This window comes from Blastococcus sp. OS1-29, from assembly GCF_057628075.1.
On record NZ_JBXXJK010000002.1, the window covers coordinates 88,106 to 110,052 of the forward strand.

Consider the following 21,947-nt stretch of genomic DNA (forward strand, 5'->3'; position numbering starts at 1 on the left):
CGTGAGTGGACCGGGGCGTCTCGTGGCGGAGCATGCCCTGCGGGCAGCGATTGCCGACGGCGACCTCCTCCCCGGTGCCCGGCTCGTCGAGGCCGACCTCGTGACGATGCTGGGCGTCAGTCGCGGAAACGTCCGGCTGGCCATCGAGGCGCTGGACGCCGACGGGCTGGTCGAGCGGATCCCCAACCGCGGCGCGCGGGTCCGCGTGATCTCCCCGGACGAAGCGGTGGCGATCACCGAGGCCCGGATGGCGCTGGAGGGCCTGCTCGCCCGCAAGGCAGCCGAGCGCGTCACGACCGCGGACGCCGACCGCCTCCGCGCCCATCTCGACACCCTGCGGAGCGCGCTCGAGGCCGGCGATCTGCCGAAGTACTCGGCGCTCATCCAGCGGCTGCACGAACTGGTTCGGGAGATCGCCGACCAGCCCGTGGCGGCGGGTCTGGTTGATCGTCTGCAGGCCCAGCTGGTGCGCCACCAGTTCCAGCTGTCGCTGCGCCCGGGGCGGGCGCAGGTCAGCCTGGGCGAACTCACCGCGCTGGTCGAGGCGGTCGCCACGCGCGATCCGGACAGGGCCGAGGCCGCCGTCGTCAGTCACTTCCGCAGCGTCATCGCCGCGCTGACCGAACCCACCCCCGGAGGACCCGCATGAGGACCGTCGTCGTCACCGATCCGCCCCGCGCCGACGCAGCCGATGCCGAGGCCCTCGGCGGTTTCGGCGTCGCCACCGTGCACGAGGCCCTGGGCCGCAGCGGCTACCTGGGCCCGGAGTTGCGACCCGCCTGGCCCGGTGCCCGGATCGGCGGCACGGCCGTCACCGCGCTGTGCTGGCCCGGGGACAACCTGATGATCCACGTCGCGGTGGAGCAGTGCCGGCCCGGTGACGTGCTCGTGGTCGCGACGAACTCCCCGTCCACTGACGGCCTGTTCGGCGAGCTGTTCGCGACCGCCCTGGCCCACCGGGGGGTCCGCGGCGTGGTGCTCGGCTGCGGGGTGCGCGACGTGGCGGAGCTGCACGAGATGGGCTTCCCGGCCTGGTCGCGCGCCGTGAGCGCGCAGGGTTCGGTGAAGGCGACGGCCGGCGCGGTCAACGTGCCCGTCGTGCTCGGCGGGCAGACGATCCACCCCGGCGACGTCGTGGTGGCCGATGATGACGGCGTCATGGTGGTGCCGCGCGCCGACGTGCCCCGGGCGCTCACCGCGGCGCAGGCCCGCATCGACAAGGAGACCGCCAGCCGCGCGGCCTTCGGCCAGGGCGAGCTCGGGCTGGACCGCTACGGCCTGCGCGACAAGCTGCCCGACTTCGGCATCGAGTACGTCCCCTACGAGAAGTGGGCGGAGGAACGGTGACCTACGACGAGACGGGCGTCCGCGCCACCATGCTGCGCGGCGGCACGTCGCGCGGGCTGTACTTCGAGGCGGGTGACCTGCCGGCCGACCCGGCCGCGCGCGACGACCTGCTGCTGCGGCTCATGGGCACGCCGGACCCCCGGCAGATCGACGGGCTGGGCGGCGCGACGACGCTGACCAGCAAGGTGGCCGTGGTGTCGCCGTCCGACGACCCCGACATCGACGTCGACTACCTGTTCCTGCAGCTGGGTGTCGACCGGGCCACCGTCAGCGACCGGCAGAACTGCGGCAACATCCTCGCCGGGGTCGGACCGTTCGCGGTGGAGCGCGGGCTGGTGCCCGCGGCCGACGGGGAGACCAGCGTGCGCATCCGCATGGTGAACTCCGACAGCGTCGCCGTCGCCACGTTCCCGACGCCGGGCGGGCGCGTGGAGTACCGCGGCGACGTCGCGATCGCCGGGGTCCCGGGGACCGCGGCGCCCGTCGTCCTCGACTTCGCGGACACCGAGGGGTCGGCGACCGGCGCGCTGCTGCCGACCGGGCACGTCCGGGACACCGTCGAGGGCATCGAGGTGACCTGCGTCGACAACGGGATGCCGGTGGTGCTCGCGCTCGCCGAGTCGTTCGGGCTCACCGGCCACGAATCCCACGAGGAGCTGGCCGCCGACGCCGGGCTGCTGGACCGGGTCGACGCGTTCCGCCGCAAGGCCGCCGAGCTCATGGGCATGGGGGACGTGTCCTCGGCGTCGGTGCCGAAGACCGTGCTCCTGTCCGCGCCGCGTGACGGCGGTCAGGTCGGCACGCGTTCGTTCATCCCGGTGCAGCCGCACACGTCGATCGGCGTCCTGGGCGCGGTCAGCGTGGTCACCGGCATGCTCCTGCCCGGCGCCGTCGGCCACGACCTGACCGCGGACTGGCCGCGGGACACCTCGCAGGTCGACGTCGAGCACCCGACGGGCCATCTGCTGGTCGACGTCGTCGTCGACGGCTCCGTCGACCCGCCGCGCGTGGTCCGCTCGGGCGTCGTCCGCACCGCCCGGAAGTTGTTCGACGGACTTGCCTTTCCCCGAGCTTGAGCCGCCCCCACGGATTGGACCTCTGAATGCCCCCGCTGCACGACATCGCGCACCTCGCCCACGTCGAGCTGCTCACGCACAAGCCCGAGGAGAGCCTGGACTTCTTCGTCCGCTACCTCGGCATGACCGAGACCGGCTCGGCCGGCGACTCGGTCTTCCTGCGGGCGTGGGACGACTACGAGAACACGACGATCAAGCTCACTGCCGCCGCGCAGCCCGGCGTGGGGCGGACCAACTTCCGCAGCAGCACCCCCGAGGCGCTGCAGCGACGGGTGGCCGCGATCGAGGCCACCGGCCTCGGCCGCGGCTGGGAGGACGGCGACCCCGGTTACGGCCCGGTCTACGTGTTCACCGACCCCGACGGGCACGAGATGGGCGTCTACTACGAGACCGAGTGGTACCGGCCCACCGGTGACCTGGTGCCGGCGCTGAAGAACCAGGCGCAGGCCTACCCCGGCCGCGGGGTGAGCGTCCGGCGGATCGACCACATCAACTACCTCGGGGTGAACCCTCAGGAGAACCGCGACTTCTTCGTCGACACCCTCGGTGCGATGACCACCGAGCAGATCGTGCTCGACAGCGGGGAGATCGCGGGCACCTGGACGACGTTCACCAACCAGGGCTACACCGCGGTCTGGACCAAGGACAAGACCGGCACGGCCGGCCGGCTGCACCACCTGGCGTTCGCCGTGGACAGCCGCGACGACATCATCCGGGCCGCCGACCTCGCGCTCGAACAGGGCATCCACATCGAGACCGGGCCGCACAAGCACACGATCCAGCAGAGCTTCTTCCTCTACGTCTGGGAGCCGGCCGGCAACCGGATCGAGCTGGACAACCCCGGGGCGCGTCTGGTGTTCGCCCCCGACTGGCAGCCGATCGACTGGTCCGAGGCGGAGCGCGCCAAGGGCCAGGCCTGGGGTCTGCAGACCATCTCGACCTTCCACACGCACGGCACGCCGCCGGTGGGGGAGTGAGCACCCGGATCGCCGTCCTCGGGCTCGGCGAGGCGGGTTCGGAGATCGCGCGCGACCTGGTCGCCGCCGGGGCCGACGTCCGCGGGTACGACCCGAAGGGCATCGTCGTCGACGGGGTGCAGGCGCGCGGCAGCGAGGGCGAGGCGGTGGCCGATGCCGACGTCGTCCTGAGCCTGAACAGCTCGCACGACGCCATGACGGCGCTGGAGAACGCGCTGCCGGCCCTCCCGGCCGGCACGCTCTGGGCCGACCTCAACACCGCCAGCCCCGGGTTGAAGCAGTCGCTCGCCGACCGGGTGGCCGGACGCGACGTCGAGGTGGTCGACGTGGCGCTGATGTCCCCGGTGCCGGGCAAGGGCCTCCGGACGCCGATGCTGGCGTCCGGGGAGGCGGCCGGGCGCTACGCCCAGCTCCTCGGTGACCTGGGCGCCGACGTCGGCGTGCAGCCGGGCCCGGTGGGGACGGCGATCTCCCGCAAGCTGCTGCGCAGCGTGTTCTACAAGGGTCTCGCCGCCGCTGTCGTGGAGGCGCTGCGCGGCGCGGAGGCGGCCGGTTGCGCGGACTGGCTGCGCGGCAACATCGCCGCCGAACTCGAGAGCTTCGACGCGCGCACCGTCGACCGGCTGGTCGACGGCACGCATGCGCACGCCCGGCGGCGGGCCGACGAGATGGCGGCCGCCACCGATCAGCTCGAGGAGCTCGGCGTGACCGCCCGCATCGCACCCGCGGCCCGCGACCTGCTCGTGGAACTGCGCGACGCACCGGAGAGGACGACGGCGTGATCATCGACTGTCACGGCCACTACACCACTGCCCCTGCCGCGCACACCGCGTGGCGCGAGCAGCAGGTGGCGGCCTGGGAGGCGGGCACGACGGCGCCGGCCTACCCCTCGATCAGCGACGACGAGATCCGCGAGACGATCGAGACCAGCCAGCTGCGGCTGATGGACGAGCGCGGCATCGACGTCACGCTGTTCTCACCGCGCGCGTCGGCCATGGCGCCGCACGTCGGCGACCCGGCGGTGAGCCTCGAGTGGTCGCGCCGGTGCAACGACCTCGTCCACCGGGTGGCCACCCTCTACCCGGGCCGGTTCGTGCCGGTGGCCCAGCTGCCCCAGTTCCCCGGGGCGGACCTGCGGGCGTCGGTCGCCGAGCTGCGCCGGTGCGTGGAGGAGCTCGGGTTCGTCGGCTGCAACCTCAACCCGGACCCGAGCGGCGGTTTCTGGACCGAACCGCCGCTGACCGACCGCAGCTGGTACCCCCTCTACGAGGCGGCGATCGAGCTGGACGTGCCCGCGATGGTGCACGTGTCGGCGTCGGCCACACCCGTCTTCCACGGGACGGGCGCGTACTACATCAACGCCGACACGACCGCGTTCATGCAACTGGTGCAGGGCAACCTGTTCGGCGACCTGCCGGGCCTGCGCCTGGTCATCCCGCACGGCGGGGGAGCGGTGCCCTACCACTGGGGCCGCTACCGAGGGCTGGCCGACATGCTGAAGCAGCCGCCGGTCGAGTCCAACGTGATGGGCAACGTCTTCTTCGACACCTGCGTCTACCACCAGCCCGGGATCGACCTGCTCCTCGACGTGATCGACACCCCGAACATCCTGTTCGGTTCGGAGATGGTGGGGGCGGTCCGCGGCATCGACGAGCGCACCGGCCACTACTACGACGACACCCGCCGGTACATCGAGGCATCCGCTCTGGACGCCGAGGCGCGCTCGGCCGTGTTCGAGGGCAACGTCCGGCGCGTCTATCCCCGGCTCGCGGCCGCGCTCGCGGGCTGACCGCCGGGGGTCAGATCGTCTCGGGCACCCGCAGGTGGGCGATCGCGACGTCGAACACCGCGGTGTCGACGATCTCGACCCCGAGGGTGGGTGCGAACTCCTCCCGGAACTCGCGCGCGCCCTCGTTCGCGCGCTCGAGGTCGGCCCGGGTGTCGTAGGAGACGGCAGCCACGGTCAGGCCGTCCTCGCGGCGGACCATCGCGCTGACGCTGCAGAAGCCGGCCAGGTCGTCGAGCTTCGGCATGAGCGAGAGCCGCACGGCGTCGACCGCGCGATGGACCGAGCCGGGGTCGGTGCGCAGCCAGGTGACGCGGGCGGCGGCCCCGTGGTGGGCCTCGTGCACGCGGTGCATCGCGGCGATCTCCCACTCCTGCAGCTCGGGACGTCCACCGAGGATCGCGATGGTCCGTTCGGCGGCCGACCGCACGCCGTCCTCGCTGGACCGCAGCGCGGCCTCGTCCCGCCAGGACGTCGTGACGATGCAGTGGCCCGAGCCCCGCTCGGCGAGCATGGAGAGACCGACGCAACCGTCCATCGACCGGACCGTCGGCATGACCTCGTCGCGGACGAAGGCGATGCCGGCGTCCACCGCTGCCGGGTCTCCGTGGATCGTGGTCGATCGGGCGTGCATGCCGGCCATCAGTCCTCCGTGCTCGGGGTCGGCGTCACCGGCGGGCGACGCGGCTGCGCCCAGGCTGCCCGCCCGTCCCGGCCGGGGCAATCCGCCGATGGCGGTGGGGACCTACGTCGATTGTCGCGGCCCGGGTGCGACCCGCTCGGGGCCACGAGGGGTCATCTGCGGCATGGCCGGACGCGGTCCGGTCGGTACCGTCCCTCCCGTGTCCACTGGACGCAGGTCCCGCATCCGATCCTGCCCGCACTTGATCATGGAGGTGTCATGACGCGGCCCGCCGACGCTCAGCACGGCGTCCTCGTGCTGTCCTGCCAGGATGCTCCCGGCATCGTGCACGCCGTGTCCGGCGTGCTCCTGGACGAGGGCTGCACGATCGTGGAGAGCCACCAGTTCGACAGCCTGACCAGCGGCATGTTCTACATGCGGGTCGAGTTCGCGCGCGCCGACGGGTCGCCGCTGGACTTCGGCCGGCTGTGCGAGGCCTTCGAGTCGACCGCCGCGCGGTTCGACATGAGCTGGCACATGGCCGACGCCGCCGAGCGTCAGCGGGTGGTCATCATGGTCAGCCAGTACGCGCACTGCCTCAACGACCTGCTGTTCCGCAAATCGATCGGCGAGCTCAACCTCGACGTGGTCGCGGTCGTGTCCAACCACCCCGATCTGAAGTCCACGGCGGACTTCTACGGCGTCCCGTTCCACCACATCCCGGTGACCCGCGAGACGAAGCCGCAGGCGGAGGCCGCGCTGCTGGACATCGTGCGCACGGAGCGGGTGCAGTTGGTGGTGCTGGCCCGGTACATGCAGATCCTGTCCAACGAGCTCTGCACCGCCCTCGAGGGCCGGGCGATCAACATCCACCACTCGATGCTGCCGAGCTTCAAGGGCGCCCGGCCCTACCACCAGGCGCACGCCCGCGGTGTGAAGTTCATCGGCGCGACCGCGCACTACGTGACCGGGGACCTGGACGAGGGCCCGATCATCGAGCAGGAGATGCTCCGCGTCGACCATCACCTCAGCCCGGAGCAGCTGGCCGCCCGTGGCCGCGAGGCGGAGACGCGGGCCCTGGCCCACGCGGTCCGCTGGCACACGGAGAACCGCATCGTCATCCACGGGAGCCGCACCGTCGTCTTCGAGTGAGCGGGGCGACCCGGCCCCCCGGCGGATGCCCGGGGGGCCGGGTGCGGCGGATCAGGCGGGCGGCTCAGGAGTAGGCGCGGGTGACCCACTCGGCGATGCAGACCGGCTTGTCGCCGCCCTCGCGCTCGATGGTGACGGCGAAGGTGTTCTGCAGCCCGCCGGCCACCTCCTCCACGTCCTTGAGCGTCACGCGGGCCCGCACCTTCGAGCCCACCGGCACCGGGGCGGGGAAGCGCACCTTGTTCAGGCCGTAGTTCACGCCCATCTTCGCGTCGCTGATCGTGTAGGTCTGCGACACCAGCGGCACCATCAGCGACAGCGTCAGGTAGCCGTGCGCGATCGGCCCGCCGAAGGGGCTCTCGGCCTTGGCGCGCTCGACGTCGACGTGGATCCACTGGTGGTCACCGGTGGCGTCGGCGAACGTGTTGACCCGCTCCTGGGTGACCTCGATCCAGTCGCTGGTGCCGAGCTCCTGCCCCTTGAGGGATGGCAGCTCGGCGATGGTCGTGGTGGTGGTGCTCATGCGGGGTTCTCCTCCATGGGGACGTACCGGTCGCGCAGGTCTGGCTTCCGGATCTTGCCGGTTGCGGTCTTGGGCAGCTCGTCGGCGAACTCGATCAGGCGGGGCACCTTGAACCCGGCGAGCCGCTCGCGCAGGGCCGTGCGGATCTGCTCCGGGTCGCGGTTCGCGCCGGGGGCGGCGACGAGCACGGCCAGGCCGATCTCTCCCCACGTCGCGTCGGGGACGCCGATCACGGCGGCCTCGACCACCTCGGGCAGCTCGAGCAGGGCCGACTCCACCTCGGCGGGGTACACGTTCTCCCCGCCGGAGATGATCATGTCCTTGTACCGGTCGCGGATGTACAGGTAGCCGTCCTCGTCCGTCGATCCCGCATCCCCGGAGTGGTACCAGCCGTCGACGATCGCCGCCGCGGTGGCCTCCGGGTCGTTCCAGTAGCCCGCCATGATGTTCGGCCCCGAGAGGACCACCTCGCCGACCTCGTGCGGAGCGCACTCGGTGCCGTCGGGCCGCACCACCCGGACGTCGACGAAGAACTGCGCCTTCCCGGCCGACCCGACCTTGGCGACCGCGTCGGCGCTGTCGAGCATCGTGCCGGCGGGTGCCGACTCGGTCATGCCGTAGGCCTGCTGCACGGTGATCCCGCGGTCGAGCCAGGTGCGCAGCAGCGGGAGGGGGAGCGGCGCGCCGGCGGCGCCGATGGTCCGCAGCGCCGACAGGTCGATGGTGTCGAAGTCCGGCTGCCGGCTCAGCGCGTCCAGCATCGTCGGAACGGCGAAGAACGACGTCACCCGCTGCTCTGAGATGACCGCCAGCGTCGCGGGCGGGTCGAAGCCGCGCACGAGGACGACGGACCCGCCGCGCATCAGGGTCGGGTTCACCGTGCCGTTCAGTCCGCCGATGTGGAACAGCGGCGCCAGCCCGAGCGTGCGCTCCTCGGGGGTGAAGTCCAGGCCGAACGCCTGGTTGATGCACGACCACGTCATGTTGCCGTGGGTGAGCACCGCACCCTTCGGCCGGCCCGTGGTGCCCGACGTGTACATGATCAGGCAGGGGTCGTCGTCGGAGATCGGCTCGTCGCGGTGCACCGGGTCGGCGTCGGCGAGCAGCTGCTGCCAGTCCAGGGAGTCCGCGCCGCCCGCCAGCGGGGGCTCGGCGGCGACCCAGTGCCGGACGGCGGGCAGCTCGGTGCGGAGCGCATCGGCCGTCGTCCCGTGCTCCCGGCCGTGCACCACGAGGCTCGCGCCCGAGTGCTCGAGGACGTACCTCGCCTCGGGCGCGGTGAGCCGCGCATTGACCGGGACCCAGATCGCACCGAGCTGGCCGCAGGCGTAGAGCATCTCCAGCGCGGTGGGGTGGTTGGCCCCGAACCAGGCGACCCGGTCGCCGCGCCGGACCCCGAGGGCGTCCAGGGCGGTCGCCGCCCGCCGCACGCGGACGGCGAACTCGCCATGGGTCGTCGTCGTGCCCTCGAACCAGATCGCCGGCCGGTGCGGCGAGATGTGCAGCCGGCGCTCCGGCCAGCTGCCCAGGCCCGCGTTCCTCACCGGAGGCCCAGGGCCCGTATCGCGTTCTCCTTCATGATCAGCGGCTTCACCTCGGGCTTGATGTCGAGCTGCTCGAAGTCGGCGATCCAGCGCTCGGGGCGCAGCAGCGGGTAGTCCGAGCCGAACAGCACCTTGTGCTTCAGCAGCCCGTTCGCCGCCTTGACCAGCTGCGGCGGGAAGTACTTGGGCGACCACCCGGACAGGTCGATGTAGGCGTTGGCCTTGTGGGTGGCGACCGAGATCGCCGCGTCCTGCCACGGCACCGAGGGGTGGGCCATGATGATCGTGAGGCCCGGGAAGTCGGCGGCGACGTCGTCGAGCAGCATCGGGTCGGAGTAGCGCAGCTTGATACCGCGCCCACCGGGCAGGCCGGCGCCGATGCCGGTCTGGCCGGTGTGGAACAGCGCCGGGACACCGAGGCTCTGCAGCTCCTCGTACAGCGGGTAGACCTTCGGGTCGTTGGGCTCGAAGGCCTGGATCGACGGGTGGAACTTGAACCCGCGGACGCCGTGGGACTCCACCAGCTTGCGGGCCAGCCGGATGCCGGACCGCCCGCGGGCGGGATCGATCGAGCCGAACGGGATGAGCACGTCGGGGTGCTCGGCGGCGAGGTCGGCGATCTCCTCGTTGGACAGCGCCGGCTGCCCGGTCGCCATCTCCGTGTCGACGCTGAAGACGACCGCGGCCATGTTCTTGGCCCGGTAGTCCGCGGCGATGTCGGGCACCGTCGGGTCGTAGGGGTCGCCCTTGAAGTACTTCGACGCGGCGGCGGACAGCTCGTCGTCCAGGGCCATGTGGCCGTGCGTGTCGGCGTGCACGTGGGTGTGCACGTCGATCGCGATCAGGTTGTCGAGGTTCAGGTTGAGGGTCACTTGGGGGGCTCCGGGAACTGTTGGCCCACGGTCTGCTGGGCGGCGGCGAACTGCTTCGGCCACACGTCGGCGATCGCGTCGGCCGACCAGCCCGTGCCGTCGGCGAACTCGACGACGACCTCGGACGGGTGCGACCAGAGTGCCAGGCGGTCACCGCCGATGCCCACGGCCTGGCCGGTGATCCCGGCGGCCTCGTCCGAGGCGAGGAAGGCGACGACACCCGCGGCGTCCTCGGGGCTGCCGAAGCCCAGTTGCTGGCGGGCGAACGGAGGGAGCGGTTCGCCGGCCTTCAGCGCGTCGACGTACGGCTTGAGGAAGGGCACCGTCTCGGTCATCGCTGTGGCCGCCACGGGGACGATCGCGTTGACGGTGATCTCGGCGCGGGCCAGCTCCATCGCCCACGTGCGCACCATGCCGACGATCCCGGCCTTGGCCGCGGCGTAGTTGGTCTGGCCGAAGTTGCCGACCTGTCCGGTGGGGGAGCCCACGCAGATGATCCGGCCGCCCTCGCCCTGCTCGCGCATGCGCACGGCGGCGGCGCGGGTGCAGGTGAAGGTGCCGCGCAGGTGGGTGGTGAGGACGGCGTCGAAGTCGTCGTCGCTCATCTTCCACACCGTCGTGTCGCGCAGGATGCCGGCGTTGTTCACGAGGATGTCCAGCCGGCCGAACTCGGCGACGGCGCGGTCGACCAGCGCCTGTGCCGCCTCGCTCGTGCCGACCGGCACGACCTCGGCGACGGCGGTGCCCCCGTCGGCGGTGATCGCCGCGACGGCCTCGTCGGCGACGGCGCGGTCGACGTCGTTGATGACGACGGCGGCGCCGCGGCGGGCCAGCTCCCTGGCGTAGGCGAGGCCGAGGCCCCTGCCCGATCCGGTGACGACGGCGACCTTGCCGGTCAGGTCCACGAGTGCTCCTCATCGATGCAGGGGTGATGCAGGGGTGGTCTGTGGAACGTAGGACGGTATCGTGGAGGTTGTCAACGATGGAGGTGCGCAATGGGTCAGCCCCTGGCCGACGACCTCGGCTTCCTGCTCTCGCGCGCCAGCGGGCAGGTCGTCCGGGCCACGAACGCGGCGCTCGCCGAGCACGGCTTGCGGGTGCGGCAGTACTCGGTCCTGGTGCTGGCCTGCGAGGCGGCCGACGGGCTCAGTCAGCGCGAGCTGGCCACGGTGCTCGGGCTCGACCCCTCGCAGGTGGTGCTGCTCGTCGACGAGCTCGCCGCCGCCGGGCTGGTCGAGCGGCAGGCCCCGGAGGCAGATCGGCGCACGCGGCTGGTGGTGGCCACCGCGGAGGGTCGCCGGGTGCGGGCGGCGGCGGGCAAGGCCGCCGACGCCGCCGTCGAGACGCCGCTCCACCTGCTGGGCAGTGCGGAGCGGGACCGGCTGCGCGACATGCTGCACCGCATCTGGACCGCGGCCGGCTGAGGGGTCGGCCGGCCGAAGGGTCGGCCGGCCGAGGGAACGCTGCCGCGGAGGACCTCAGCGGCCGCTGGCCCGCAGGCTGCGTTGGAGTGCGGCCCGGGCGGCCGGCTCGAGGCCGTCGAAGATCCGCCGGTACAGGGCGCTGCTGGTCGCGGCCGGCCAGTCCGGACCCAGCTGCGCGGCAGGAAGCCCTGGGTCGGTGCGCAGCAGGCGCAGCCAGTCGGCGCCGACGAGGGTCAGCTGGGCCAATGAGCCGTTCACGCGCGGCGGCCGGCTCCAGGCGGCGATGAACCAGTCGTGCGCCTCGCGGACGGCGGGAATGTCCCAGGCCCGGTGCAGCAGCCGGTCCACGTCGGTCCCGGGCAGCGGCCTGGCCGCGAAGGCGTCGGCCAGACCGGCTGCGTCCGCGAGGTCCGATCGTCCGAGGACGCCGACGACGTCGACGGTTCCCGGGGCGATCCACAGTCCGTCGCGCAGGCCACCGAAGCCTGCCCAGGTGAGCCGCGCCCGGACCCGGTGCCGAAGATCCCGGCGGCTCTCGGGGACCGAGTAGCTGAGCAGCGTCCATTCGCCGTCGGGGTGCTCGAACGGGGCCGGTGACGCCACGCGCTCGCGGGCCTGACGGATCACGTCTTCGGCGAGCGGGGTCAGCGCGTACTCCGCGGTCCGGCCCACCTGGCCGCGCGAGAGCAGGCCGCGCTGCGTCAGCCGCTTGAGCGTCGCTCGGGCGGCGGCCTCGGTGACCCCGAGGTCGGCCAGGAGGTCCAGCAGGACCATCGACGGCATCGGTGGCAGACCGAAGTCGACCACGAGCGCCCCGAAGAAGCTCAGCAGCAGCGACTGCGGGCGGTGCGTGCCCGCGGTGGCGGGGCGTTCGCCGCCGTCGGTCTCGACGGCCTCCGCTGCGCTCATCCCGTTGCCTCCCGGCGTCGCCGGTGATCCCACCATGGTCACGTTCGGCGGCCACAAAGTTAGACACTTACTTGACGTGCGTCTACAACGTCTCTAGCTTTTGCGTGACCTGGACCACGGCGTATCACTCCGTCGGGTCTGCCGTCCGGCCACCGAAGGACGCCGATGTCATCACCGCTGCTGAGCGTCGAGGGTCTCGACGTGTCCTACGACGGCGCCGTCCAGGCGCTGCGCGACGTCTCCCTGGAGGTCCAGGCCGGGTCGGTGGTCGCCGTCCTCGGGTCCAACGGCGCCGGGAAGACCTCGCTGCTGCGTGCCGTCTCTCGCGCACTGGGCAACTACGGCGGCGCGGTCACCGGCGGCACCATCCGCTACCGGGGGGAGGACCTGGCCGGACTGGACGCCTCGGCCGTCGTCCGGCGTGGCCTCGTGCAGGTGCCCGAGGGACGCCGGGTGTTCCGCGACCTGACCGTCGAGGAGAACCTCCGCGCCGGCGGGTTCACCGTCCGCGACGCGAAGGCCGGCAACGAGGCCCGCGACCGGGTCTTCGACCTGTTCCCCATCCTCGCCGAGCGCCGCAACCAGCCGGGCGGGCTGCTGTCGGGCGGACAGCAGCAGATGCTCGCGATGGGCCGGGCCCTGATGGCCGCACCGCAGCTGCTGCTGCTCGACGAGCCCTCCCTCGGCCTGGCGCCGCTCCTGGTCGACCAGATCGGCGAGATCGTCACCGCCATCAACGCCCAAGGCACCGCGGTGCTGCTGATCGAGCAGAACGCGGTGATGGGCCTCAGGGTCGCCGACTCCGCCTACGTCCTCGAGGTCGGCCGCGTCACGGCGTCGGGCACCGCCGACGAGCTGGCGGCCAGCGACGACGTCCGCGAGCGGTATCTGGGCGTCGCCGTCCCGGTCCGTCCCGTCGACGTGGTCGTCAGCGAACCCGCGATCCCGACCGCCTCGGCGCCCGAGCGGCTCGCGGTCGACAACCTCACCGTGCGCTTCGGCGGCGTCGCGGCGCTCGCCGGCGTCTCGTTCGCCGTCGAGCCCGGCACGGTGCACGCCCTGATCGGGCCCAACGGTGCGGGCAAGTCGACGTGCATCAACGTCCTCGGGGGCGCCTACCGTGCCACGGAGGGTCGGGTGACGTACGGGGATGACGAGCTCACCGCCCTCCCCGCGCACCGCACCGCGGCGCTCGGGGTGGCCCGCACGTTCCAGAACATCTCCCTCGCCCTCGAGGACACCGTCGAGGACAACCTGCTCGTCGGCCGCCACCGGCTGATGCGCTCCGGCGTCGTGACCGGCGCCCTGCGCACCCCGCGTGCCCGACGCGAGGAACGGGAGCACCGGGAGACCGTCCGGGACATCGCCGAGATGCTGGGGCTGACGCGCGTGCTGCACACCCCCGTGCACACGCTGTCCTACGGCGACCGGAAGCGGGTCGAGATGGGGCGCGCGCTGGCCGCCCGCCCGTCGCTGCTGCTGCTCGACGAGCCCGTCGCCGGGATGACGCACGGCGAGTCGCAGGAGATGGCCGAGACGATCCGCCAGGTCCGGCGGGACCTCGGGCTGTCGATCCTGCTCGTCGAGCACGACATGCCCTTCGTCATGGGCCTGGCCGAGCGGGTGACCGTCCTCGACTTCGGCAAGAAGATCGCCGACGGCACCCCCGCGGAGGTCCAGCGCGACCCCGAGGTGCTCCGCGCCTACCTGGGAGCGGCAGCCGCATGAGCTACCTCCTCTCGCAGGTGCTCAACGGCCTGTCCTACGGGCTCGTGCTGAGCCTCATCGCCGCCGGCTTCGCGATCGTGTTCACCTCCACCGGGGTGCTCAACTTCGCCCACGGCTCGGTCGTGCTGCTCGGCGCGTACCTGGTCGCCGTGACGCAGCCCACCATCGGGTTCTGGGCGGCGGTCCTCGTGGGCATCGTCGGCGCCGCCGTCGTGGGCGTGCTGATCAACGCCCTGCTGGTGCGCCACCTCGCCGACCCCAACCCGGGCACGGCGGCCATCCTCATGCTCGGCGTCGACATCGTGCTGCTGACCGAGCTGACCCGCCGGATCGGCAACCAGGTGCTCCCGCTCGGCGCCCCCTGGGGCGCGGACGTCATCCACTTCGGCGGCATCGCGCTCCCGGCCGGCCGGGTGCTCGCGGCCGGACTGGCCGTGGTGGTCTTCGCCGGTCTCTGGTTCCTGTTCGCCCGCACCCGCCTGGGCATCGGGATGCGCGCGGCCGCGGCCGACGGGCCGACGGCCGCCCTCATGGGTATCCGGCTCTCCCGCACCGGCGCCACCGGCTGGGCACTGGCCGGAGTGCTCGCCGCGCTCGCCGGCATCTTCCTCACCTCGTTCCCGGCGCCGGGGGTCGCGCCGACCGTGGCCGTCTCGGCGTTCCTGGCCATCCCCGCCTGGGTCCTCGGTGGCTTCGACTCGGTGCCCGGGGCGGTCATCGGCGGCCTGGTCATCGGCCTCGTCACGTCGCTCACCGTGGGCTACGAGAGCCACCTCGCCTTCCTCGGCAGCGGCTTCGGCGAGGTCGCGCCCTACGTGGTCATGATCATCGTCCTGCTGGTGCGGCCCCAGGGTCTGCTCGGCAGCAAGGAGGCAGTCCGTGTCTGACCTCCCTCGCCGGCTCGGCGTCCTCGGCCTGCTCGTGGTGGCGCTCGCGCTGCCTCTGGTGCTCCAGGACTTCTGGCTGCAGCTGGGCCTGTTCGTGATGGCGACCGCCGTCGGTGCCGTCGGGCTCACCCTGCTCGTCGGCGTGGCCGGCCAGCTCTCGCTCGGCCACGCCGCCTTCGCCGCCATCGGCGCCTACGTCTACGTCTGGGCCACCTCGGAGCCGACCGACACCCTCGCCGGCGTGGGGCTGCCCGCCGTCGTCGGGCTCGTGCTGGCCGTCGCCGCGGCCGCGCTCGTGGGGTTCGTGTTCTCTCCGGTCGCCAGCCGGCTGCGCGGCATCTACCTGGGCCTGGCCACCCTCGGACTGGTCTTCGTCGTCCGGCACCTGCTGCTGAACCTGGACAGCTGGACCGGGGGGTTCAACGGCCGCTCGGTGGAGCCTTTCGCTCTCGGCGGGTTCAGCTTCAGCAACAGGAGCCCGGACTACCTCGCCGTCGCCGGCGTGGAGTTCGAGGGCCTGCACCGGCTCTGGTACCTGTTCCTCGTCCTCACCCTGCTCGCCTGCTGGCTGGCGCGGAACCTGCGCACCAGCCGCGTCGGGCGGGCGTGGGCGAACGTCCGCGACAGCGAGACCGCGGCGGCGGCCATGGGCATCGCCGTCGCCCGGCACAAGGCCTCGGCGTTCATCGTCTCCTCGGGCTACGCCGGGCTCGCCGGGGCGCTGCTCGCACTCGCCTACGGCCGGCTGGCCCCCGACGTCTTCACGCTGACCGTCTCCGTCGACTTCCTCGTGATGATCGTGCTGGGCGGCCTGGGCTCGGTGGGCGGCGCCGTGGTCGGCGCGCTCTTCGTCACCGCGCTGCCGCTGGTGCTGACCCAGTACAGCAGCGCGCTGCCCTTCCTCGCCTCCCCGGGCTCCGGTGGGCTCGACCCGGCGACGGCAGCCCGGCTGCTCTACGGCCTGGCGATCATCGCGGTCCTCCTCTTCCTGCGCGGCGGCCTCGCCGGCGCGTTCCGCCGGCTCCGCCCCCGCGGTCGCGGGGGCGCCGTCTCCGGTGCCCCCGACGACACGCCTCCTCCCAGCTCGCCCCACACGGACCCCGGTCATCCGGCCGGGCCCAGCCCCTCCAGGTCTAAGGAGACCGCTCGATGAGCAAGACCCGTCCCGCCCTGGCACTCGCCGCCGCGTGTCTGTTCGCGGTCACCGCCTGTTCCACCACGAAGCCGGAGGCCTCCGGCGGGGGTAGCGGCGGCGACGTCAAGACCGGGAACGGGGTGACCGACTCCGACATCAACATCGGCGTGCTGACCGACCTGTCGGGCCCCTTCGCCGCCGGCGCGGCCGTGCAGGTCACCGAGTTCCAGGCCTACTGGGACAAGGTCAACTCCGACGGCGGCATCTGCTCCCGCGACGTCAAGATGCAGGTGCAGGACCACGGGTACGACCCGCAGAAGGCCGTCTCGCTGTACCGCAGCATGTCCCCGAACATCGTCGCCCTGCAGCAGGTCCTGGGCGGCCCGACGAGCGCCGCTGTCCTTCCGCTGGCGCAGCAGGACAGCCTGTACGTCGGCGGGGTGGGCTGGGCCAGCTCGGCGCTGCAGTACGAGAACAACCAGCTCCCCGGTGCCAGCTACAGCATCGAGGGCGCCAACGCCATCGACTACCTCGTCGACGAGCTCGGCCTGGCCAAGGGCGACAAGGTCGGCGTCGTGTACTTCACCGGCGACTACGGCAGCGACGCCCTCGCCGGCGCCAAGTACGCGGCCGGCAAGCGCGGACTGGACGTCGTCCCGCAGGAGATCACCCCCGCGGTCACCGACCTCTCCGCGCAGGCCTCGGCGCTGGTGCAGGCCGGCGTGAAGGCCGTCATCCTCGGCGCCGCCCCCGGGCAGCTCGCGTCGCTGGCCGGCGTCCTCTCCGCCCAGGGGGCCGACGTGCCGATCATCGGCATGAACCCGACGTTCAACCCGGCGCTCCTGAAGACGCCCGCCGCCGCTGCGCTGGAGGCGAACACCTACAGCATCACCAGCGTCGCCCCCTACGCGACCGACGCGCCCGGCGTGAAGGCCGCCGAGGAGATGTACGCGAAGGCGGACCCGAAGGGAGCCATCGGCTGGGAGGTCCCGCTCGCCTACGGTCAGGCCGAGCTGCTGAAGACCGCGCTCCAGGACGCATGCGACAGCGGCGACCTCACTCCCGAGGGCGTCGTCTCCGCGCTGAGCAAGGCGTCCGACGTGAACACCGACGGCGTCTTCCCCGACGGCCTGGACTTCACGAAGAAGGGCGAGTCGCCGACCCGGAAGGTCTTCATCTCCAAGGTCGACGCCGGGACCGACGCCGGGCTCAAGCTGCTGGACACGATCGAGGGTCCCAGCGCCAAGAGCTACACGTTCGGCTGAGCCTCCGGTGGATCACGTGGCCCTGGAGCGCAGTGAACTGCTGGTCGCTCCGGCCCCCGGTGCGGTGGAGGGCGTCCTCGGAGACGTCCTCCACCGCGCCGCCCAGGAGGGCCCGGACGACCTGCTGCTCTGCACGCCGGCGACCGGGGAGACCTGGACGGCGGCGCAGCTGCTGGCGGACGCGCACGGGGTGGCGGCCGGCCTGCTGGGGCGGTGGGCGCCTGGGGCGCGGATCGCGACCTGCCTCGGCAACGGTCCCGAGGCCGTCCTGCTCCAGCTGGGCGTCGCGCTGGCCGGGATGACCCTCGTGCCGATCAACCCCCGGTCGCGGCCGCCGGAGCTGGAGCACGCGCTGCGGTTGTCGCGCGCCGTCTGCCTGTACGCGGCCGAGGACGTCGCCGGGAACCCGGTCGCCGACCTCGCCGCCGAGGCCGCCGAGCGGTTGCCGGATCTGGTGGAGATCCGGCGGTGCGGCGACGACCGGCGGACGGCGATCGAGCTCGGGCCGCCGTCCGACCTGCCCGTGGTGGATCCGCAGAGCCTGGCGCAGGTCCAATTCACCTCGGGCACCACCGGGCGCGCCAAGGGCGTGCAGATCACCCACGCCGGGATGGTCGCCACCGGCCGGGCCTTCGCCGAGCGCCTCGGCCCGACGGCGGGGCGGGTCTGGCTGAACCCGATGCCGCTGTTCCACACCGCGGGCAACGTGCTGGGCGTGGTCGGGGCGCTCTGGGCACGAGCGGAGCACGTCGTCCTCCCGTTCGCGCCGGAACCGGTGCTGCGGGCCCTGGCCGACCGCCGGGTCACCCTGCTGTCGGCCGCGCCGACGCTGCTCGACCTGCTCGCCGCGTCTCCCGCGCTGGCGGGCACCGACGTCTCGGCCCTGCAGGTGCTCTTCACCGGTGGCATGACGGTCACCCCGTCCTTCGTCGACCGCGTCGAGACGCTGTTCGGTGCGCGGCTGTCGATCACCTTCGGCATGACCGAGACCTGCGGTGCCGTGCTGCAGACCTCGCCGACCGACCCCGACCGGGTCCGCCGGGAGACCGTCGGGGCGCCGCTGGCCGGCACCGATGTGCGGATCGCCGGGCCGGACGGCGCGGCCGTACCCCCCGGCGTGCCGGGTGAGCTGTGGGTGCGCGGCGCCCGCATCACCCGCGGGTACCTCGACGACCCGGTCGCGACCGCCGCGGCCATCGACGCCCACGGCTGGCTGCACACCGGCGACCTCGCCGAGATGGACGACGACGGAGCCTGCCGGGTGGTCGGCCGGCTCAAGGACATGATCAAGACAGGCGGCGAGAACGTCTCACCGGTGGAGGTGGAGGAGCTCCTCGTCGCGCATCCGGACGTCGACCGGGCCGCCGTGGTCGGTGTGCCCGACGAGCGCTGGGGCGAGCTCGTGGTGGCGTTCGTCGTCCCGGCGCCGGGGCGTGAGCCCGACCCCGGGGCGCTGACCGAGTTCTGCCGGAACGGGCTGTCCCCGTTCAAGGTGCCGCGGCTGTGGCGCGTCGTGGACGACCTGCCGATGACCGCCTCGGCGAAGGTGCAGCGCGCCGAACTGCGCCGGCTGGCGGCCGAGGACGCTCCGCCGCGGGCCGACTGACCGTCACACCGGCGGATGCGTTCCGGACAGCGTGCGGGTGATGCCCCGGGCGGCCGCCAGGAGGACGGGCACGTGGGTCTGTGCACGACCGTCGTTGGGGACGATCACCGACAGCGCGGCGACCACGTCGTTGAAGGCGTTGCGGATCGGGACCGCCACCCCGGTGGCCTCCGCGTGGACGTGACCCGGGAGCACGGCGTAGCCCCGGCGCCGCGTCTCGGCGAGCGCGGCCTGCAGGGCGGCCGGCGTCGTCAGCGTCCGGTCGGTGTACCGCTCCAGTGGTCCGGCGAGGACCCGGTCCTGGAGCTCGGGCGGCCCGAAGGCCAGCAGGACGTGTCCGGACGAGGATCCGTGCGGCGCGAGCCGGCCCGCGACGCGGGAGTAGTTGATGACCGCGTCGCGGGCCGAGAGGCGCTCGACGAAGAGGACGTCGTCGCCGTCGAGCACCCCCAGCTGGGCGTGGTGGCCGACGACGGCGTGCACGTCCTCCAGGTAGGGCATCGCGGCGTCGCGCAGGGACAGCGTGGGGGAGGCCCGGGAGGCGAGCTCCCACATCCGGACGCCGACCCGGACCTCCCGCTCGGGGCCCCGCTCCAGCAGCCCGTGGGACGTCAGTTCGGCGACGAGCCGCGAGGCGGTGGCCACGTGCAGACCGGCGCGCCGGGCGATCTCGGAGACCTGCAGGACCGGGTCGTCCGGCGTGAACGCGGCGAAGATGCGCACCGCGCGGGCGATCGACGACTCCCCGGTAGCGGTACGCGGCACGAGCACAGTCTGACACGTCGTCTCATCCATTGAGAGGGTGCTTCGCCACGGCGGGTGACGGACGCCACGCTGGCCAGGACGACGAGGAGGTCGCGTGATCCACACACTCACCGGGGTGATCGGCACCGAGAAGGGCGCCGTGTCCGCGGACGTCGCCACGCTGCGCGTCACCGGCAAGACGCTGGTGGCCGGCGACGTGCTGACCCTGGAGCTGGCCTCCCCGCAGGGGCTCCGGCTGCGGGACTGGTCTCCCGGGTCGCACATCGACCTGGTGCTCCCCAACGGCATGACCCGCCAGTACTCGCTCTGCGGCGACCGCTGGGATCCGTTCACGTACCGCGTGGGCGTCCTGCGCGAGCAGTCGGGCCGGGGCGGCTCGGCCTACGTGCACGACGAGCTGGAGGTCGGTGACCTGGTGGGCGTCGGCGGCCCGCGGAACAACTTCGCGATGGTGCCGTCGGAGGAGTACCTCTTCGTCGCCGGGGGCATCGGCATCACCCCGCTCGTGCCGATGGTGCGCCAGGCCGAGCTCCTCGGCGCCGACTGGCGGCTGCTCTACGGCGGCCGCACCCGGACGTCGATGGCCTTCCTCGACGAGCTGGCCGGCTACGGCGACCGCGTCCAGGTGGTGTCCCGGGACGAGCTCGGCCTGCGACACCACCTGCCGGGCTTCCTCGGCAGTCCCCGGTCCGGGGTGGCGATCTACGCCTGTGGCCCGGCCGCGCTGCTCGCGGGGATGGAGACGGCCTGCGCCGGATGGCCTGCCCACACGCTGCGCACCGAGCGGTTCGTGGGGGAGGAGCTGGGCGGGCCGGTCCGCACGTCGTCGTTCGAGGTGGAGCTCGCCCGCACCGGCGCGACCGTGACCGTGACGCCGGACACGACCGTCCTCGAGGCGGTCGGCGCGGCCGGCGTCGACGTCCTGTCCTCCTGCCGGCAGGGCATCTGCGGTACCTGCGAGACGACGGTCCTGAAGGGCGTGCCCGACCACCGGGACGCGCTTCTGGACGACGACGAACGCCTGGCCAACGACTGCATGTTCATCTGCGTGTCCCGCGCGCGCAGCGATCGCCTCGTCCTCGACCTCTGAAAGGCAGACCTGTGACCGCCACCCTGGACTCCGGCACCGCCCTCCCGACGGACGACGTCGACCCCTTCAGCCACGAGGTGCTCGAGGACCCGCTGCCGATGCACGCCGCGCTGCGCGAGGCGGGCCCGGTCGTGTACCTCAGCACGTACGACCTCTACGCCTTCGCCCGCTACGAGCAGGTGCACGCGGCGCTGGTCAACTGGCAGGTCTTCGAGTCCAAGTCCGGGGTGGGGATGTCGCACTTCGGCAAGGAGAAGCCCTGGCGCCCGCCGAGCCTGCTGCTCGAGGCGGACCCCCCGCGGCACGACGCCCCCCGGCGCGTGCTGACCAAGGTGTTGGGCCCCCGGGCCCTCCACCGGTTGCGCGAGGGCTGGGCCGCCGATGCCGAGTCGCTCGTCGACGAGGTCCTGTCCGGCGGGCGCGAGTTCGAGGCGGTCGGCGCGCTGACGGGGGTGTTCCCCTTGCGGGTGTTCCCCGACGCCGTCGGCATCCCGCAGGCCGGCCGGGAGAACCTGCTGCCCTACGGCGACCACGCCTTCAACGCGTTCGGGCCGAGCAACGACCTGGTGGCCAAGGGCGCGCCACGGGTCGCCGAGATCTCGGCCTGGGTCAACGCCCAGTGCGAGCGGGACGTGCTCAGCGACGACGGCTTCGGCGCGCAGATCTGGGCGGCGTCCGACCGCGGCGACATCACCGCCCAGCAGGCCCCGCTCATCGTCCGGTCGCTGCTCACCGCGGGTGTCGACACCACGGTGCACGGCCTGTCCGCGGTCCTCTACGCGTTTGCCACCAACCCGGATCAGTGGCAGCGGCTGCGCGAGCAGCCGGAGCTCGCCCGGGTCGCCTTCGACGAGGCGGTGCGGTGGGAGTCGCCGGTGCAGACCTTCTTCCGGACGGCGACCGTCGACGTCCGCGTGGGCGACCACGTCGTGCCCGAGGGCAAGAAGATCCTGATGTTCCTCGCCGCGGCCAACCGCGACCCCCGGCGCTGGGACGACCCCGACAGCTTCGACCTGTCCCGCGACCCGTCGGGCCACGTGGGCTTCGGCATGGGCATCCACCAGTGCGCCGGGCAGCACGTCGCCCGGCTGGAGGCCGAGGCGCTGCTCACCGCGCTCGCCCGGCGGGTGCGCCGCATCGAGCTCGCGGGCCCGACGAAGCGGCACCACAACAACACCCTGCGGGCCTGGGAGAGCATCCCGGTCCGGGTCGAGCCCGCCTGAGTGTCGACTTGTCGTC

Annotated in this window: 22 protein-coding genes; 15 read left to right on the forward strand and 7 right to left on the reverse strand. The window is 72.8% G+C overall.

Going from position 1 to position 21,947, the window contains the following annotated elements:
* Window position 1 precedes the first annotated feature (1 nt).
* Genes AC2H4J_RS05215 through AC2H4J_RS05240 form a run of 6 tightly spaced genes read left to right on the forward strand, consistent with a single transcriptional unit; the run spans window position 2 to window position 5,189 of the window.
* Window positions 2-649: a GntR family transcriptional regulator gene (locus AC2H4J_RS05215; RefSeq protein ID WP_487463782.1), complete on the forward strand. Its 648-nt coding sequence runs from the start codon at window positions 2-4 to the stop codon at window positions 647-649.
* Complete coding sequence (locus AC2H4J_RS05220) at window positions 646-1,347, forward strand: 4-carboxy-4-hydroxy-2-oxoadipate aldolase/oxaloacetate decarboxylase (RefSeq protein WP_487463783.1); 702 nt, start codon at window positions 646-648, stop codon at window positions 1,345-1,347. Before AC2H4J_RS05215 ends, AC2H4J_RS05220 begins: the two co-directional genes overlap by 4 nt.
* Window positions 1,344-2,423 carry a 4-oxalomesaconate tautomerase gene (locus AC2H4J_RS05225; protein ID WP_487463784.1) on the forward strand — a complete coding sequence of 360 codons (1,080 nt, stop codon included), beginning with the start codon at window positions 1,344-1,346 and terminating at the stop codon, window positions 2,421-2,423. Before AC2H4J_RS05220 ends, AC2H4J_RS05225 begins: the two co-directional genes overlap by 4 nt.
* 26 nt (window positions 2,424-2,449) lie before the next feature.
* Window positions 2,450-3,400, forward strand: coding sequence for a VOC family protein (locus AC2H4J_RS05230; RefSeq protein ID WP_487463785.1), 951 nt, complete (start codon window positions 2,450-2,452; stop codon window positions 3,398-3,400).
* Window positions 3,397-4,182, forward strand: coding sequence for an NAD(P)-dependent oxidoreductase (locus AC2H4J_RS05235; RefSeq protein ID WP_487463786.1), 786 nt, complete (start codon window positions 3,397-3,399; stop codon window positions 4,180-4,182). Before AC2H4J_RS05230 ends, AC2H4J_RS05235 begins: the two co-directional genes overlap by 4 nt.
* Window positions 4,179-5,189: an amidohydrolase family protein gene (locus tag AC2H4J_RS05240; RefSeq protein ID WP_487463787.1), complete on the forward strand. Its 1,011-nt coding sequence runs from the start codon at window positions 4,179-4,181 to the stop codon at window positions 5,187-5,189. Before AC2H4J_RS05235 ends, AC2H4J_RS05240 begins: the two co-directional genes overlap by 4 nt.
* Window positions 5,190-5,199: 10 nt before the next feature.
* Here the strand turns inward: AC2H4J_RS05240 and AC2H4J_RS05245 are convergent, their stop codons facing one another.
* Window positions 5,200-5,829 carry an antibiotic biosynthesis monooxygenase gene (locus AC2H4J_RS05245; protein ID WP_487463788.1) on the reverse strand — a complete coding sequence of 210 codons (630 nt, stop codon included), beginning with the start codon at window positions 5,827-5,829 and terminating at the stop codon, window positions 5,200-5,202.
* Window positions 5,830-6,087: 258 nt separating this feature from the next.
* On the opposite strand from AC2H4J_RS05245, the gene purU reads away from it, so the two are divergent.
* Window positions 6,088-6,960: a formyltetrahydrofolate deformylase gene (gene purU / locus AC2H4J_RS05250; protein WP_487463789.1), complete on the forward strand. Its 873-nt coding sequence runs from the start codon at window positions 6,088-6,090 to the stop codon at window positions 6,958-6,960.
* A gap of 64 nt (window positions 6,961-7,024) precedes the next feature.
* On the opposite strand, the gene AC2H4J_RS05255 is transcribed toward purU, so the two are convergent.
* The 4 genes from AC2H4J_RS05255 to AC2H4J_RS05270 are packed head-to-tail and all read right to left on the reverse strand — an operon-like array spanning window position 7,025 to window position 10,804.
* A complete protein-coding gene (locus AC2H4J_RS05255; RefSeq protein ID WP_487463790.1) occupies window positions 7,025-7,483 on the reverse strand; it encodes a MaoC family dehydratase in 459 nt (152 codons plus the stop codon).
* Window positions 7,480-9,027, reverse strand: a complete 1,548-nt coding sequence (locus AC2H4J_RS05260) for an acyl-CoA synthetase (protein ID WP_487463791.1) — start codon at window positions 9,025-9,027, stop codon at window positions 7,480-7,482. The genes AC2H4J_RS05255 and AC2H4J_RS05260 overlap by 4 nt, the downstream gene beginning before the upstream one ends.
* A complete protein-coding gene (locus AC2H4J_RS05265) occupies window positions 9,024-9,899 on the reverse strand; it encodes an amidohydrolase family protein (RefSeq protein WP_487463792.1) in 876 nt (291 codons plus the stop codon). Before AC2H4J_RS05265 ends, AC2H4J_RS05260 begins: the two co-directional genes overlap by 4 nt.
* Entirely contained in the window at window positions 9,896-10,804 is a 909-nt protein-coding gene (locus AC2H4J_RS05270) for an SDR family NAD(P)-dependent oxidoreductase (protein ID WP_487463793.1), read from the reverse strand. Before AC2H4J_RS05270 ends, AC2H4J_RS05265 begins: the two co-directional genes overlap by 4 nt.
* Before the next feature lie 90 nt (window positions 10,805-10,894).
* On the opposite strand from AC2H4J_RS05270, the gene AC2H4J_RS05275 reads away from it, so the two are divergent.
* Entirely contained in the window at window positions 10,895-11,323 is a 429-nt protein-coding gene (locus tag AC2H4J_RS05275; protein ID WP_487463794.1) for a MarR family winged helix-turn-helix transcriptional regulator, read from the forward strand.
* A gap of 54 nt (window positions 11,324-11,377) precedes the next feature.
* Here AC2H4J_RS05275 and AC2H4J_RS05280 read toward each other — a convergent pair whose 3' ends face one another.
* The gene (locus tag AC2H4J_RS05280) at window positions 11,378-12,232 is read right to left on the reverse strand and encodes a PaaX family transcriptional regulator (protein ID WP_487463795.1); all 855 of its coding nucleotides are present in this window, start codon (window positions 12,230-12,232) and stop codon (window positions 11,378-11,380) included.
* Window positions 12,233-12,397: 165 nt separating this feature from the next.
* Here AC2H4J_RS05280 and AC2H4J_RS05285 point away from each other — a divergent pair, with 165 nt between their 5' ends.
* From AC2H4J_RS05285 to AC2H4J_RS05305, 5 genes are read left to right on the forward strand one after another with little or no spacing between them, the layout of a single operon-like run.
* Window positions 12,398-13,960 carry an ATP-binding cassette domain-containing protein gene (locus AC2H4J_RS05285; protein ID WP_487463796.1) on the forward strand — a complete coding sequence of 521 codons (1,563 nt, stop codon included), beginning with the start codon at window positions 12,398-12,400 and terminating at the stop codon, window positions 13,958-13,960.
* Entirely contained in the window at window positions 13,957-14,847 is an 891-nt protein-coding gene (locus tag AC2H4J_RS05290) for a branched-chain amino acid ABC transporter permease (protein WP_487463797.1), read from the forward strand. Before AC2H4J_RS05285 ends, AC2H4J_RS05290 begins: the two co-directional genes overlap by 4 nt.
* Complete coding sequence (locus tag AC2H4J_RS05295) at window positions 14,840-16,000, forward strand: branched-chain amino acid ABC transporter permease (protein ID WP_487463798.1); 1,161 nt, start codon at window positions 14,840-14,842, stop codon at window positions 15,998-16,000. Before AC2H4J_RS05290 ends, AC2H4J_RS05295 begins: the two co-directional genes overlap by 8 nt.
* On the forward strand, window positions 15,997-17,247 hold the full coding sequence (locus AC2H4J_RS05300) for an ABC transporter substrate-binding protein (protein WP_487463799.1): 1,251 nt from the start codon (window positions 15,997-15,999) through the stop codon (window positions 17,245-17,247). Before AC2H4J_RS05295 ends, AC2H4J_RS05300 begins: the two co-directional genes overlap by 4 nt.
* Before the next feature lie 7 nt (window positions 17,248-17,254).
* Window positions 17,255-18,853: a class I adenylate-forming enzyme family protein gene (locus AC2H4J_RS05305; protein ID WP_487463800.1), complete on the forward strand. Its 1,599-nt coding sequence runs from the start codon at window positions 17,255-17,257 to the stop codon at window positions 18,851-18,853.
* 3 nt (window positions 18,854-18,856) lie between these two features.
* Here the strand turns inward: AC2H4J_RS05305 and AC2H4J_RS05310 are convergent, their stop codons facing one another.
* The gene (locus AC2H4J_RS05310) at window positions 18,857-19,618 is read right to left on the reverse strand and encodes an IclR family transcriptional regulator (protein WP_487463801.1); all 762 of its coding nucleotides are present in this window, start codon (window positions 19,616-19,618) and stop codon (window positions 18,857-18,859) included.
* Between the two features lie 94 nt (window positions 19,619-19,712).
* Between AC2H4J_RS05310 and AC2H4J_RS05315 the strand changes: the two genes are divergently transcribed.
* Both AC2H4J_RS05315 and AC2H4J_RS05320 read left to right on the forward strand, forming a co-directional pair.
* Window positions 19,713-20,708 (forward strand): PDR/VanB family oxidoreductase, encoded by a 996-nt coding sequence (locus AC2H4J_RS05315; RefSeq protein ID WP_487463802.1) that lies wholly within the window; start codon window positions 19,713-19,715, stop codon window positions 20,706-20,708.
* Between the two features lie 11 nt (window positions 20,709-20,719).
* Complete coding sequence (locus AC2H4J_RS05320) at window positions 20,720-21,931, forward strand: cytochrome P450 (RefSeq protein ID WP_487463803.1); 1,212 nt, start codon at window positions 20,720-20,722, stop codon at window positions 21,929-21,931.
* Window positions 21,932-21,947 lie beyond the last annotated feature (16 nt).